The 13,966-nt window shown below is 65.1% G+C and carries 10 protein-coding genes and 2 tRNA genes; 6 read left to right on the plus strand and 6 right to left on the minus strand.

What is annotated here, in order from left to right:
- Position 1: 1 nt before the first annotated feature.
- On the minus strand, positions 2-868 hold the full coding sequence (locus tag L7H23_RS00680) for an alpha/beta hydrolase (protein WP_237837451.1): 867 nt from the start codon (positions 866-868) through the stop codon (positions 2-4).
- A gap of 91 nt (positions 869-959) precedes the next feature.
- Between L7H23_RS00680 and L7H23_RS00685 the strand changes: the two genes are divergently transcribed.
- Positions 960-1,751 carry an SDR family oxidoreductase gene (locus tag L7H23_RS00685; RefSeq protein WP_237837452.1) on the plus strand — a complete coding sequence of 264 codons (792 nt, stop codon included), beginning with the start codon at positions 960-962 and terminating at the stop codon, positions 1,749-1,751.
- Positions 1,752-1,794: 43 nt separating this feature from the next.
- Here L7H23_RS00685 and L7H23_RS00690 read toward each other — a convergent pair.
- Positions 1,795-1,869 (minus strand) — tRNA-Val (locus L7H23_RS00690).
- Positions 1,870-1,940: 71 nt separating this feature from the next.
- Positions 1,941-2,318, minus strand: coding sequence for a response regulator (locus L7H23_RS00695; protein ID WP_237837453.1), 378 nt, complete (start codon positions 2,316-2,318; stop codon positions 1,941-1,943).
- Positions 2,319-2,458: 140 nt separating this feature from the next.
- Here L7H23_RS00695 and L7H23_RS00700 point away from each other — a divergent pair, with 140 nt between their 5' ends.
- A complete protein-coding gene (locus L7H23_RS00700; RefSeq protein WP_237837454.1) occupies positions 2,459-3,334 on the plus strand; it encodes an N-formylglutamate amidohydrolase in 876 nt (291 codons plus the stop codon).
- A gap of 167 nt (positions 3,335-3,501) precedes the next feature.
- Here the strand turns inward: L7H23_RS00700 and L7H23_RS00705 are convergent.
- Both L7H23_RS00705 and L7H23_RS00710 read right to left on the minus strand, forming a co-directional pair.
- Positions 3,502-3,578, minus strand: a tRNA-Pro gene (locus tag L7H23_RS00705).
- Positions 3,579-3,733: 155 nt separating this feature from the next.
- Positions 3,734-4,111: a JAB domain-containing protein gene (locus L7H23_RS00710; RefSeq protein ID WP_237837455.1), complete on the minus strand. Its 378-nt coding sequence runs from the start codon at positions 4,109-4,111 to the stop codon at positions 3,734-3,736.
- Between the two features lie 127 nt (positions 4,112-4,238).
- Here L7H23_RS00710 and thyA point away from each other — a divergent pair, with 127 nt between their 5' ends.
- The 4 genes from thyA to L7H23_RS00730 all read left to right on the plus strand — a co-directional run bounded on the left by thyA (position 4,239) and on the right by L7H23_RS00730 (position 8,871).
- Complete coding sequence (gene thyA / locus L7H23_RS00715) at positions 4,239-5,174, plus strand: thymidylate synthase (RefSeq protein ID WP_275671216.1); 936 nt, start codon at positions 4,239-4,241, stop codon at positions 5,172-5,174.
- Between the two features lie 93 nt (positions 5,175-5,267).
- The gene (locus tag L7H23_RS00720) at positions 5,268-6,563 is read left to right on the plus strand and encodes a thiamine pyrophosphate-dependent enzyme (protein WP_237837456.1); all 1,296 of its coding nucleotides are present in this window, start codon (positions 5,268-5,270) and stop codon (positions 6,561-6,563) included.
- Between the two features lie 20 nt (positions 6,564-6,583).
- Positions 6,584-7,588 (plus strand): alpha-ketoacid dehydrogenase subunit beta, encoded by a 1,005-nt coding sequence (locus L7H23_RS00725; RefSeq protein WP_237839301.1) that lies wholly within the window; start codon positions 6,584-6,586, stop codon positions 7,586-7,588.
- Positions 7,589-7,593: 5 nt separating this feature from the next.
- Positions 7,594-8,871: a dihydrolipoamide acetyltransferase family protein gene (locus L7H23_RS00730; protein WP_237837457.1), complete on the plus strand. Its 1,278-nt coding sequence runs from the start codon at positions 7,594-7,596 to the stop codon at positions 8,869-8,871.
- Here L7H23_RS00730 and L7H23_RS00735 read toward each other — a convergent pair.
- Positions 8,868-13,961, minus strand: coding sequence for a hypothetical protein (locus L7H23_RS00735; RefSeq protein ID WP_237837458.1), 5,094 nt, complete (start codon positions 13,959-13,961; stop codon positions 8,868-8,870). The two genes, L7H23_RS00730 and L7H23_RS00735, sit on opposite strands and share 4 nt — an antisense overlap.
- Between the last annotated feature and the right edge of the window lie 5 nt (positions 13,962-13,966).

Genomic DNA, 13,966 nt, shown 5'->3' on the forward strand with positions numbered 1-13,966 from the left:
TCTAGAGGAAGTCTTCTAGCGTGGACATGAACCGGTCGAACTGGTCGTGGTGCAGCCAGTGGCCGGCGTTTTCGAATTCGATGACCTTCGCGGTGCTGAAATGGTCGAGCCGGCCGTCTCCCTCGGGGTTCGAAGCCCAGCTGTCGGCACCATAAAGAAGCAGGGTGGGGCAAGTGATCGCGCTCCACAGCGCTTCGATATCGGCCTGCGGGAGGTCCACGGTCGGCCAGACATTGAGGTAATTGTCGAACTTCCAGCTCCAGCTGCCATCCTCGTTGCGATTGATTCCATGGATGGTCAGGTGGCGTGCCTGTTCGGGGGTGAGATAGGAATTTTCCGCCGCCATGCGGGCGAGCGCATCCTCGAGAGTCGCGTAGCGCCGCGGTTGCCGTCCCGCCGCCTGGCGCTTGTCGTCGATCCATTTGCGGAAGCGCTCGGCGAAAGGCGTCTCGGCGCGTTTGGCAAGGACCTTGGGTGAAGGGCCGAGTCCCTCGATGGCGACGAGCTTCTTCACATTCGCGGGATAGAGGCCGGTATAGCGCAGCGAGATATTCCCGCCCATCGAATGTGCGACGATCGTTACCGGCGCGAGATCGAGCTGGTGGATCAGCTGGGCGAGGTCATAGACGAAGGCGCCCATCTCGTAATTGCCGTCGGGCGCCCATGCGCTGTCGCCATGGCCGCGCAGGTCTGGGGCGATGACGTGATAACGATCGGCCAGCTTTTCGGCGACCCAGTCCCAGCTTCGACAATGGTCGCGCCCGCCGTGGACTAGCAAAAGCGGCGGTGCGCCTTCGTTACCCCAATCGGCATAGTGGAGTTTCAGCCGTTGCGAGATGAAGCTGTGCGAGGTGGGGCCGCTTGCCATTGTCGTTTCCTTGCTGTCTGATCGGGTTTCAAAAGGCGACTGAATGGCATCCGTCAAGAGCGGTCGCGGATCATCGGGAAAGGAAAAGCGCATGACGACGTTTCGGGACAATCTGCTGGCCGGCAAGACGGCGTTCGTCGCGGGCGGCACCAGCGGCATCAATCTCGGTATCGCGAAACGCTTTGCCGAACTGGGTGCCAAGGTTGCGGTCGCGGGACGCGATCCCGACAAGGCGGCGCGTGCGGCGGCCGAGATCGGTTCGGGCGCAATCGGTCTGTCGGGCGACGTCCGCGACTATGCGGCGATTCGCGGGGTTATGGAGACGGTCGCCGACAAGCTGGGGCCGATGGACATCGTCATTTCGGGCGCCGCGGGCAATTTCCTCGCGCCAGTGCTCGGCATGTCGGCGAACGCCTTTCGTACGGTGGTCGACATCGATCTCAACGGCACCTTCAACGTCTTTCGCGGTTGCCACGACCTGCTCAACCGCCCCGGTGCGTCGCTGATCGCGATCACGGCGGGGCAGGCGATCAACGCCTCGGCACTGCAGGCGCATGCCTGCGCGGCGAAGGCCGGTATCAACCAGCTCATCCGCGTGCTCGCGCTCGAATGGGGTCCCGAAGTCCGCGTGAACGGCATTTCACCCGGACCGATCGCCGGGACCGAGGGCATGGCGCGCCTCGCGCCCGACGCCGCGACGCGTCAGTCGCACTTCGACCGTATTGCGATGAAGCGCTGGGGCGAGGTCTCGGAGGTTGCCGAATCGGCGGTGTTCCTTTGCTCGCCGGCCGCCGGCTATATCACCGGGACGATCCTCGATTGCGATGGCGGCAGCCAGATCGGCGATGCCTCGCGCGGCGATCTCGCGCGGGGGATGGCCTGAACGCAAAAACGCCGCCAACCCGTTGGGGCGGCGGCGTTTTTAATGGTGGGCGTGGCAAGGATTGAACTTGCGACCCCTGCGATGTCAACACAGTGCTCTACCACTGAGCTACACGCCCATCCCTTGGGGTGACGCGCCCCCTAAAGGCCTCCGCGCGGCTTGGCAAGCCCTTCGCGCGAAGATGCGTCTTTATTGTTGGCTCGACCGGTCGGCGCGCCCGAACATATTGTCGACCTCGCGCACCAGATCCTTGAGGTGAAAAGGCTTGGACAGCAGTTTTGCCTGCGGCACATTTTCTTCGGCGCGAAGCGACACCGCGGCGAAACCGGTAATGAACATGACCTGCGTCTGCGGCGCGACCTTGGCCGTATGCTGCGCGAGTTCGATCCCGTCCATTTCGGGCATGACGATGTCGGAAAGCAGAAGGTCGAAGGTTCCCGAATCGATATAGGGCACCGCCGCGGTGCCGCGGTCGACCGCGGTGACATGATAGCCGGCACCGGTCAGCGCCCGCGCCAGATACTCGCGCATCACGTCATCATCTTCCGCGAGCAAAATGCGAATCATGTCGAAATACGCCCCCTGGTCCCTCAAGGCGCCGGTTCCGGCAGCGCCTTATAACATGGTAAAGCCATTATATAGCGTCAGAGATTTAACAAATTCCCGCGCGGCTGGATTCGTGCCCGATTATTTGCCACGCTCGGCCGATGTCGCGCCCTAGCATTCCGTCCACCGCCATCGCTGTCAACCGGCCCGCGGCGCGCAGCCCCGTGGTCGTGTCGGTTCCGCATGCCGGGCGCATCTACCCGCCCGAAATACTGGCGGCGGCCCGTGTGCAGCGCGCCGACCTCGAGCGGCTCGAGGACGGTTGGTGCGACCTGATCACCGCCGATGCGGCCGATGCAGGAGCGACCGTCGTCGCAGCGCTCTGGGCCAGAGCCGTCGCGGACTGCAATCGCGGCGAAGGCCAGATGGCGCCGGGCGAAGTGGCGCCGGCGCTAAGGACGCAATTTTCGGTTCCGGGGCGCAAGGAGCGAGCAGGGCTTGGGGTGATACCGACACGGCTCACCGATTGCGGCCCGCTGTGGAAGCGCCCGATCGACCGCGCCGGACTTCACTGGCGGCTCGAATCGCTGCATCGGCCCTATCACGCTGCATTGGCCGAAGAGCTGGCTGCGGCGCGCGACCGGTTCGGCCACGCAATCCTGATCGACCTGCACAGCATGCCGTCCATCCCTGTTGGCCAGCCGGGACATGGGGCGGGCATCGTCGTCGGCGATCGCTTCGGCGGTACGTCGGACGACTGGCTGGTCGATCTGGTGATGGAAGAGAGCAGGGCTCTTGGCGAGCCGGTCTCGCGCAACCAGCCCTATGCCGGCGGCCATATCGTGCGAACGCATGGGCGCCCGCGCGAGGCAATTCACGCCGTCCAGATTGAGATTGATCGAAGCCTTTACCTGACCGCAGAAAAAACGCCCGATGAGGCGCGCGTGATGCGGTTGAAGCGTTGGTTTTTCGCATTGGTGCGGCGGGCCGCGGAACGCCGTCCAGGTGAGGACATGCTTCCACTCGCCGCCGAATAAAAAACCACCCCGTACCGAAGTACGAGGTGGCCAGGGTCCAGGGAGGACGCACCCATGTCATGCGACAGGGCACTCGCCGTGATGGAAAGGGGGAAAACCACGACGGCGTAGCAACAATCTAGGGATTGTCGCCGCAGGATACAAGGGTTGTTGATTTCAAAAGAAACTGGTCGGGGAGAGAGGATTCGAACCTCCGGCCCCTGCCTCCCGAAGACAGTGCTCTACCAGGCTGAGCTACTCCCCGACCGATCTTTGCGCCGGCGGACCGGCGCGAAGGCAGGGCGGTCCTCTAGACGCGCATTTTGCGAACATCAAGCGCCAATCGGCATAGCCGCGACGATTGTTCGGACTAGATCAGCCGGGCATGGCGAAAGCTGAAATGACCCGTTTCGACGAAAATCAGATGATCCGAAAGATCGATGCCCGCGAGCCGCAGAAACTGTCCGGCTCGCGCGTGCAGGCGATATCGGCTTCGCTCGGGCGCGCAATTCCGGAGGGGTGGTTGTGCGCCATGACGACGGCCGCCACCGGGCGGCCCAGCAGGCGACGCCACGATTGCGGCACGATCACGCAGCGTCCCGTCGGATCGCCGGCAATATCCTCGAACCCGACGAGCCGTGCATAGGCGTCGAAGCCCGCAAGCAGCATGGATTCTCCGGTGGCGGCAAACATGGGACGAAGAAGCTGGCGCGCGAGCTCGTCTTCGGCCTCGCGCGGTACGAAACCGGCTGCGATTGCGGTCGGGGGCGGAAGGCCGACGGGTTCGAACAGGGTCACATCGGCGATATGCGCCGGCGGCGGCCGCCGCGAAAGTGCGGACTGGGCCGTATCGGACCTTCTCCCGCGCCCCTTGTCGCGCCGCGCCGTGCGGCCTAGCAAAGAGTGTCCCAGCCAGGAGCGAGTCTTGCCCGATTCCATCCACTATGAACTGCAATATCTCGACCTGATGCGCCGCATCTGGGTGGAAGGCGACGAACGCGTCGATCGCACCGGCGTCGGCACGCGATCGCTGTTCGGCGAGACGATGCGATTCTCGCTGAAGGATGACGCGATTCCGCTGCTGACGACCAAGCGCGTCTATTGGAAGACGGCGCTGCGCGAGATGCTGTGGTTCCTCACCGGCGACACCAATATCCGTTCGCTGGTGGCGCAGGGTGTGAAGATCTGGACCGACTGGCCGCTCGAAAAATATCGCAAGGCCAGCGGTGAAAATATCAGCGCAGAGGATTTCGAGGCCCGGATCGTCGCCGACGAGACGTTTGCCCGGCAATGGGGCGATCTTGGCCCGGTCTATGGCCACCAATGGGTCAATTGGCCGCGCTATGAACCCGCGGGCGAGGGGCTGTTCCGCCGTGCCGCGCAGGGACACAACCAGATCGCGGCACTGATCGACTCGCTCCGCAACAATCCGGGATCGCGCCGGCACATCTTCACCGGGTGGAACGTCGCCGATCTGGACCGGATGGCGCTGCCGCCGTGCCATATGACCTATCAGTTCCACGTCCGCAGCGACGGTGGGTTGTCGTGCCTGCTGTTCCAGCGCTCGTGCGATCTGGGACTTGGCTTCGCCTTCAACATTTTCGAGGCGGCGTTGCTGACGCGGATGATCGCGCAGCAGTGCGATCTGCGCGCGCACGAGGTCGTCTGGACCGGCGGTGACGTGCATCTGTACCTCAACCATGCCGAACTGGTCGAACAGCAGTTGCAGCGGATTCCGGAAGGCGCGCCCAAGCTGCGCATCATTCGCCGGCCTTCGAGCATTTTCGATTACAAGTTCGAGGATTTCGCGGTCGAGGCCTATGCGCCGCAAGCGCATATTTCCGCGCCTGTCGCGGTCTGATCGCTGCCGTTGCATTCGTATGGCGACCGTAATAATATGTCGCCACGTTGAAATATAACTAGGCGCGCGATTCGCGCCCGAAGGGAAGAAGATATGCCTGAGTCGCATCGGCGGCCGGCGAGCAATCTGCCGCCGCTTTCGCTCCATATTCCCGAGCCCCGCTACCGCCCCGGCGACACCCCCGACTTCGGCGACATCGTCGTTCCCGCAGTCGACGCGACCCCCCGTCCGGGCGAAGCGACCAAGCCCGACGCGATGCGCGACCTTTGCTACGGCCTTGTCCGCGTGCTCGATTTCGACGGTGTCGCAAAGGGGCAATGGGACCCGAAGCTGGGCGCCGAACGGCTGCGCGCGATGCTGCGTTACATGATGCTGACCCGCGCGTTCGACGATCGCATGTTCCGTGCACAGCGGCAGGGCAAGACCAGCTTCTATATGAAGTGCACCGGCGAGGAGGCGACGTCGGTCGCCTCGACCATGGCGATCGACCGCGGCGACATGTGCTTCCCCAGCTATCGCCAGCAGGGCATCCTGATCACGCGCGACTATCCGCTGATCCGGATGATGAACCAGATCTATTCGAACCGCGGCGACCATCTGCTCGGCCGTCAGCTACCGATCATGTATTCGGCGCCCGAGCATGGTTTCTTCAGCGTGTCGGGCAATCTCGCGACGCAATATCCGCAGGCGGTGGGCTGGGCGATGGCTTCGGCTTCGAAGGGCGATACGCGGATCGCGACCGTGTGGTGCGGTGAGGGCTCGTCGGCCGAAGGCGACTTCCACTCGGCGCTGACGTTTGCGACCGTCTATAACGCACCGGTCATCTTCAACGTCGTCAACAACCAGTGGGCGATCTCGAGCTTTTCGGGCTTTGCGGGCGGCGAACGCACGACCTTTGCCGCGCGCGCCGTGGGCTATGGCATCGCGGGCCTGCGTGTCGACGGCAACGATCCGCTCGCGGTTTACGCTGCGACACAGTGGGCGGCCGATCGCGCGCGCACGAACAACGGTCCGACGCTGATCGAGCATTTCACCTATCGTAGCGAGGGGCATAGCACCTCGGACGATCCGAGCGCCTATCGCGCCGCCGACGAAGCGACCGCCTGGCCGCTCGGCGATCCGATCGCACGGCTGAAACAGCATCTCGAAGTGCTCGGCGAATGGGACGACGAGCGCCACGCCGCGCAGGCCAAAGAACTCGAAGAGCTGGTAAAGACGACCCAGAAGCAGTCAGAAAAGCTCGGAATTCTCGGGCATGGTATGCATCAGCCGTTCGAGACGATGTTCCAGGACGTGTTCGAGGAGATGCCCTGGCACCTCAAGGAACAATGCGATCAGATGCTCGCCGAGCAAGAGGCCAAGTTCGGCCCGAACTGGAAGCCCGAATAATGAGCGCGGACATCAAGACCATGAACATGATCGAGGCGATCAACAGCGCCATGGACATCATGCTCGAACGCGACCCCAACACCGTCGTGATGGGCGAGGACGTCGGCTTCTTCGGCGGCGTGTTCCGCGCGACCGCGGGCCTGCAGAAAAAGCACGGCAAGACGCGCGTGTTCGACACGCCGATCAACGAATGCGGCATCATCGGCGTCGCGGTCGGCATGGGGGCCTATGGCCTGCGTCCGGTTCCCGAGATCCAGTTCGCCGACTACATATACCCGGGGCTCGATCAGCTCGTCAGCGAGGCGGCGCGGCTGCGCTATCGCTCGGCAAACGACTATATCTGCCCCATGACCGTGCGGACGCCGTTCGGCGGGGGCATTTTCGGCGGCCAGACGCACAGCCAGTCGCCCGAAAGCATCATGACGCATATCTGCGGCGTGAAAACCGTCATTCCGTCGAACCCCTACGACGCAAAAGGCCTGCTGATCGCGGCGATCGAGGACAACGACCCCGTCGTCTTCCTCGAACCCAAGCGCATCTACAACGGCCCGTTCAGCGGCTATTACGACCGCCCGGTCGAGCCCTGGTCGAAGCATGACGCGAGCGCGGTGCCGGAGGGTTATTACCGCATCGATCTCGGCAAGGCCGCGACGGTCCGTGAGGGCGAGGCGCTCACCATCCTCGCCTATGGCACGATGGTCCATGTCACCAGGACGATCGTCGAGGAAATGGGCATCGACGCCGAGATCATAGACCTGCGCACGCTGCTGCCGCTCGACATCGACGCGATCGAGACGTCGGTGAAGAAGACCGGGCGCTGCCTGATCATCCACGAAGCGACGCGTACCTCGGGCTTCGGCGCCGAACTCGCTGCGCTCGTTCAGGAACGCTGCTTCTATCACCTCGAGGCGCCGGTCGAACGCGTTACCGGCTTCGACACGCCGTATCCGCACAGCCTCGAATGGGCCTATTTCCCCGGTCCGGTCCGTATCGCGACCGCGCTGACCAAGATTCTGAAGGACTGACCGCCATGGCTCGTTATTCGTTCCGTCTGCCCGACATCGGCGAAGGCATTGCCGAGGCCGAGATCGTCGCCTGGCACGTCAAGGTCGGCGATCGCATCGAGGAAGATGCGCAGCTTGCCGACATGATGACCGACAAGGCGACCGTCGAAATGGAATCGCCGGTGACGGGGATCGTGGTCGAACTGGCGGGCGAGGTCGGCGACATGGTGTCGATCGGTTCGACGCTCGCGGTGATCGAGACCGAAGGCGAGGGCGCCGTCGACGCGCCGCCCGCCGATACGCCGGTCAAGGAAGAAATCGTGGCTGAAACGCCGGGGGCCGAAGAAATTTCGGTTGCCGAAGTCGCGCCTGCTCCGACACCCGCGCCTGCGCCCGTTCCAGCACCCGAACCGGCTCCCGTCGCTGCGCCCGCCGCGCATAGCCGCGCTGTCCTCGCTTCGCCCGCCGTGCGTGCGCGCGCCAAAGATCTGGGCGTCGATCTGGGGCAGGTTCATGCCGAGGGCGACCGCATCCGCCATTCCGACCTCGACGCTTTCCTGCGCTACAGCGGCGGGCAGGGCTATCACGCGCCGGGCGTCAGCCGCGCCCGCGCCGACGAGCCCGTCAAGGTCATCGGCATGCGCCGCAAGATCGCCGAGAATATGGCGGCGTCGAAGCGCGCGATCCCGCATTTCACCTATGTCGAGGAAATGGACGTCACCGCGCTCGAAGAGATGCGCGCCGATTTGAACGCCAATCGCGGCGGGCGTCCGAAGCTGACGATGCTGCCCTTCCTGATCGTCGCGATCTGCCGCACGATCCCGCAATTTCCGATGATCAACGCGCGCTACGACGACGAAGGCGGCGTGGTGACGCGCTATGGCGCGGTGCATCTGGGCATGGCGACGCAGACCGACGCAGGGCTGATGGTTCCGGTTATCCGCGATGCGCAGGACAAGAATGTATGGCAACTCGCGAGTGAAATCAGTCGCTTGGCTGAGGCCGCGCGGACCGGCAAGGCGAAGGTCGAGGAACTGACCGGCGGCACGCTGACCGTGACCTCGCTCGGCCCGCTCGGCGGCATCGCGACGACGCCGGTGATCAACCGCCCCGAAGTCGCGATAATCGGCCCGAACAAGATCGTCGAGCGCCCGGTCTTCGACGGCGACGACATCCGCCGCGCGAAACTGATGAACCTCTCGATCAGCTGCGACCACCGCGTCGTCGATGGCTGGGACGCCGCGAGCTATGTGCAGGCGCTCAAGAAGCTGATCGAGACGCCGGTTCTGCTGTTCGCCGATTAAAGGCCGAGCCCCGCAAAGCTCGTCTGGTCGAACTTCAGCTTGAAGGTCACATAGGCGCCCGACCGCGAGAAGCGCGCGTCTTCGAAGTCGCGGTCGTGGAAGCCCGAGAAGTTGTAGCCGAAGGTGATGTTGGCGTTCTTCATCGGAGCCAGCGTTACGGTCGGACCGCCCGCCCACGCGACGGTATCGCCGCCGGTGCCGATCCGCGCGGTGCCCGAGGCGCCGACATCGATATTTTCGGTCAGGTTGAAGCGGAAGTCGGCGCCGAGCAGGTTCGACCAGCCTTTCACATCGTCCGCGCCGAAGCGGTCGAAATTATAGCGCGTGCCCCAGAACAGGCCGATTTCTGCGCGTTCGTACCAGCCGTCGCCGCTGCCGATCCCGCGGTCGCCGAGCGGCGTCCAGTTGATCGACAGGCTGTTGAGCAGGCGGCGGCTCGTCGCGTCACCATCGATCGTCAGCACGGCGCCGCCGACCGGGCCAGCCTGACCGGCCACCGCATCCCGAACCTTGTCCGACCGGAACTCGCTCTTGTTGAGCCACGAGATTTGCGAGTCGGCGGGACGATGCGCCCAGCTTGCCTCGAAGGTGATGACTTCGGTCGTCGGGGTCGTGCCCGCGCCGCTGGCCTTGGCATAGGTGAAGAGTGCGCCGAGCGCCTGACCCTCGCCGAGCTGGCGGAGACCGCCGAGCGTCAGGCCGTAGCGGTTGGCGAGTTCGCCGTCGCGATACTCGGCGCGTCCGGTGATCGTCCAGCGGTCGGCGCGATAGGTGGCGCCCGCGCTGATCGCGGTGAAATCCTCGGTCAGCGTGCCGTTGTCGCCCAGGAAGCCGCCCGATGCGACCGGCTGGTTGACGTTGAGCACGTCGCTGGCACGGATGCCGCCGATCGTGCGGTTGCCGTCGAGCGAGAGGTCGACCGACCAATGCTCGTCGAGTTTCAGCGACTGCGACAGACCATAGGCGGCGAAGCTGCGCGGGCCATATTCGCTGATTTCCTGCTGGTTCGCGGTCGCGAGCAGGCGAGCGCCGGCCCACGGTGCCAGATCGAAACCGATGCGGGCGGTGCGGGCGCGGATCGTGTCGCCATCGGCGATTTCGTAGCTGCCGACGAGGTTCACGTCGCGCGTCACCGCATAGCGCGCACCGATGCGGTGACGGGTCGGGAAGTCGACGCTGCCGTCCTTGCCGCCCAGCGCGAATTCGGTCTGCGCGTCGAGTTCGAGCTTCTTGTCGAACAGCCGCTGTGTCGCGCCGAGCTGGACGATGTTCGAGGTGTTGCGCGAACCGTCCGACAGGCGGTCGTCGGCGTGGGTCAGCCCAGCGCGAAGAACCGTCGTTCCGGTGTCATATTCGACGAGTGCCTTCGCAGCGCGGCGGCGCGCGTCGACGTCGAGATAATCTTCCTGCCAGGCGCTGCCGGTCACCGACAGGCTGCGCGTCGCCTTCAGGCGGGCGTCGAAGCCGAACTTGCGTGTGCCGTCCTCGCCGCTGTTGAGCTGGCCGGTGCCGAAGCCCGCTTCGCGCTCGCGGACATAGGCGAGGAAGTCGGCGCTCCGGCTGTGATGCTCGGCCTCGATCAGCCATGCCTTCGCGGTTCCGGCGGCGGCGGCGCTGCTGCCATTCTTCGCCTTCGCGTCGCTCACCGCATATTCGGCGCGCACTTCGGTATCGACGTTCGGGCGATAGCGCGCATCGACGCCGCCGAGATTCGTCTTGGTGCTGTTATCTTCATCGTGGATGAAGGTCGCGCCGACCCGCAGCTTCTCGTCATTCGACTGGTAGCTGACGCGGCCGCCCGCGTTGAGCACGCGTTCGCCGATGCCGTCGACTTCATATTCGGCGACAATGAACTGCGGATCGAGGCTCGACGAACGGCTGAGCACCGGTGAACGGAAACGGATCGTGCCCGCCAGATAGTCGATGTCATAGTCGATGTTACGCGTCAGGCTGACGCTTTCGACGATGCGTTCGCTGTGGATGCGGTCGCGCGTCTCGATGACGATGCGTTCGCTGTTCGGCAGGATGTCGCGCGCGCCGAGCTGGTACGGACCGGTCAGGCCGTTGCCCTGGATCTCGTCGCGGCGGAAGCGGTACGGCGTGTCGGCGACGAAAGCCGTCGCGGCGACGTTGCGCCCACGATATTCGGCCTTGCCGCCGTTCAGCGCGCGCTGGTAGCGGGCGAGCTGCGGCTCCGAGATGCCGGTCTCGATATCGCCGAACATCGCATAGAATTGTGGGCGTTCGAGGCGCAGATAGAGCTTGCGGACCGAGGCGGCATCATAACGCGTCTCGTTCCGGTCGGCGTAGATCGTATAATAGGCGCGCGGATCGATCGCGCCGCCGAAGCGTGCGTCGTCCTTGTCCTTGTCGCTGTCATACGACAGCGTCATCAGCCATTTGCCCTGCACACGGCCCTTTGCATAAAGCGCAAGGCGCGCATCGGCGTTGAGGTCGTCGAGCGTCTCGGCGACGGGTTCCATGCGGTCGTCGAGCGTGTTGTAGCCGATCGTGCCTGCGGCGAAGCCGACGACGGTCCACGGGCGGTCGCCCGGATCGAGCCAGGTTTCGATCGTCTGCCGGCGCTCGACCTTGTCGTCGCGGAAGGCAAAATCCATCGTCAGCGTTCCCGACGCGGTCGTCGGCTCGAGCTCGATATAGGCGATGCCATCGTCGCCATCGACGCGCCACACGGGCTGCGCGCGTTCGAGGCCGGCGAGCTGGCGCGCCTGCTGGGCGTCGGCTTCGACTGCGGGGTAATAGGGCGCGGGGACGCTGAAGTCGCCCGTCAGGCCGGCGCGGATCGGCTTGCCGTCGCGGTCGGTCAGGCGCACGGCAATCACCGGGCGCGTCACGCCATCGGCGATCAGCACCGACTTTTCGCGAATCAGCGTCGCGCGCATTGGGGTGATCGAATAATGGACGTTGCGCTCGATCGTCTCGATCACACTGCCGCTCTCGTCCTTCACCTGTGCGACGAGCTTGTTCTCGCCCTCGCGGATCTCGATGCCGCGCCACACGCTCGCCGCAACGAGGCCGTCGGCCGACTTGCTCGTCCCCTCGAAGGTCAGGTCGTCGACAGGCTTGCCGTTGATCGTCAGCGAGACTTTCTGTCCCGGCGCGTGCTTGATCGCCGCGCGGATGGCCTTGGTGCGCGGATTATGATCGGGTTCGGGGAACAGCCAGCCGATGCCCGGAGCCTGTCCGGCAAGCCAGTCGCGGTTCGCTCCGGCGGCTTCCGGGTCGCTGAGGGGCGTGGGAGCCTCGAACTGCGCCTTGTTCGGCGCGGTGCGCGGCGCGGCGGCGACAGCGCGGAAATCGGCGCGTTTCAGCGAGCCGCCGCGGCCTTCGACGAAGCGCGAGATCGCGCTGCCGGCGCTTGCGGTCGAGCGGGCGCAGTCGATCGCCTCGCGATCGAGCGGCAGCGTCGAGGGGTCGATCTGGACGACATGCAGGCCGGGACGGACGCCCTCGAAATGATAGCGGCCGTCCTCGTCGGTGACGGTGTAGCTGCCGTCCTGCAACATGACGCGGATGCCGGCGACACCCGGTGCCTTGCCGGGGTTCACGCTGCAGCCGCCGTCGGTAATACGGCCGATGATCGTCATGCGGTCGCCAAGCTGGTCGCGTTTGATCGCGATCGTCGCTTCGGCGACATTGCTCTCGGTCCCGCGATTGTCGGCGGCCGACGCACGGTTGAGCGCGCTGCCGGGCTGTGCCGAGACGATGACTTCGGCGACATAGGTCAGCAGTACGGTACCCGAAGGCGCGACCGGGGGCAGGGTGACGGAGAAGTTGCGGCCGTTGGCGTTTACGACCGCGTCAACGCGGATGCCGTTCACCCGGACCGTGTCGGCGCGCAGGCGCATCCCGACGGGAAGTTCGTCGCTCACCGTTACCGAGCCCGTCGAGCGCCGCGCGTCGCGATTTGCGACCTCGATCCGGTACTGCACGACATCGCCGGGAACCGCGGTTTGCGTGGACGTCGTCTTGCGCAGGATCAGCGGCAGGCCGGGCTGGTCGACCGGAATGTCGACGCGCACGGGCGCAGGGCTGTCGAGCGTGAAGTCGCGGCTGTAGCTTGCGTCGGTGATGGTGAAGGGCAGGCCGTCGTCGGGACGACGGAGGCCCGAGAGATCCGCGGCGCTCGTCTTCGAGGGTGCGGTATAGGGCGCGGGGGGCTCGACCACCAGACGGTAGGAGCCGGGCGCCACGAACGGGAAGCGGTAGTCGCCGGGAGGGAAGGTATAGACCTTGCCGCTGCCGTCGGTGACATTCTGCCCGGTAATGACCGTTGCGGGATAGGCGCTCACGCCGTCATCGCCGAACACCTGCGCGGGCTGGCCGGTCGCGGTGTTGATCAGCGTGACGCGGCTGCCCGGAACGGCCGAACCGTCGCCGCTGTCGAAAACGATGCCGAAGGGATCGACGAGGAAGTCGATCGTCGCGATCGCGACGAGGCTGGCGTTGGCGGCATCGGTCACGCGCAGCTGGATCGGGGTTCCCGGATTGACCGACAGGCGGCAGTCGCCCGCGACGACCGCGGGCGGAACGCCGATCGTATTGATAAAGCCGACGAATTCACCGCTGTTCGCGGCGGTTTCGGTCAGCGTGATGCGCTCGCTGTCGCCATTGGCGAGGTCGAGGACGACCGGAAGCGTATCGATCGCGTTCGGGTTGACGTTCGCCGAGGCGAGCGTGACGCCGACCACCAGCACTTCTCCGGCGCGAAACGCATCGCTGCTCTGGAGGGAAGCCGGGCTGGTCGGCATGCCGGCATAGACGCCGGCGAGCTGGATGAGCTGACCGCCATTCGATGCGGTCGAAAGCGCGGCGATGCCGCCACCCGAACCCGCGCAGCGCGTCGGGACGAGCGGTGCCGTCTTGTTGCCGCCATCGTCGACGATGCGATAGGTCTTGATGACGGGCTGTTCGGGCGGACGCGACGTCACCGTCACATCGACGCGGTTCGACAGCGTCGCGCCATTCTGGCCGTTGTCGGTCCAGTTCGCCGAAGCGGTATTGGAAATCACCTGCGCGAGCGCCGGGTTCGCCGCGGGCAGCATGGCTGCCGCGACCAGGGCGGTCACGAAAG

The organism is Sphingopyxis sp. BSN-002, assembly GCF_022024275.1.
In the GTDB taxonomy this organism is placed as follows: Bacteria; Pseudomonadota; Alphaproteobacteria; order Sphingomonadales; family Sphingomonadaceae; genus Sphingopyxis.

Excerpts from the sequence above, each read along its gene's own strand:
- L7H23_RS00680 (WP_237837451.1), bottom strand. The coding sequence starts at position 868 with ATGGCAAGCGGCCCCACCTCGCACAGCTTCATCTCGCAACGGCTGAAA.
- L7H23_RS00700 (WP_237837454.1), top strand. The coding sequence starts at position 2,459 with ATGTCGCGCCCTAGCATTCCGTCCACCGCCATCGCTGTCAACCGGCCC.
- L7H23_RS00720 (WP_237837456.1), top strand. The coding sequence starts at position 5,268 with ATGCCTGAGTCGCATCGGCGGCCGGCGAGCAATCTGCCGCCGCTTTCG.
- L7H23_RS00695 (WP_237837453.1), bottom strand. The coding sequence starts at position 2,318 with ATGATTCGCATTTTGCTCGCGGAAGATGATGACGTGATGCGCGAGTAT.
- L7H23_RS00685 (WP_237837452.1), top strand. The coding sequence starts at position 960 with ATGACGACGTTTCGGGACAATCTGCTGGCCGGCAAGACGGCGTTCGTC.
- L7H23_RS00725 (WP_237839301.1), top strand. The coding sequence starts at position 6,584 with ATGAACATGATCGAGGCGATCAACAGCGCCATGGACATCATGCTCGAA.
- L7H23_RS00730 (WP_237837457.1), top strand. The coding sequence starts at position 7,594 with ATGGCTCGTTATTCGTTCCGTCTGCCCGACATCGGCGAAGGCATTGCC.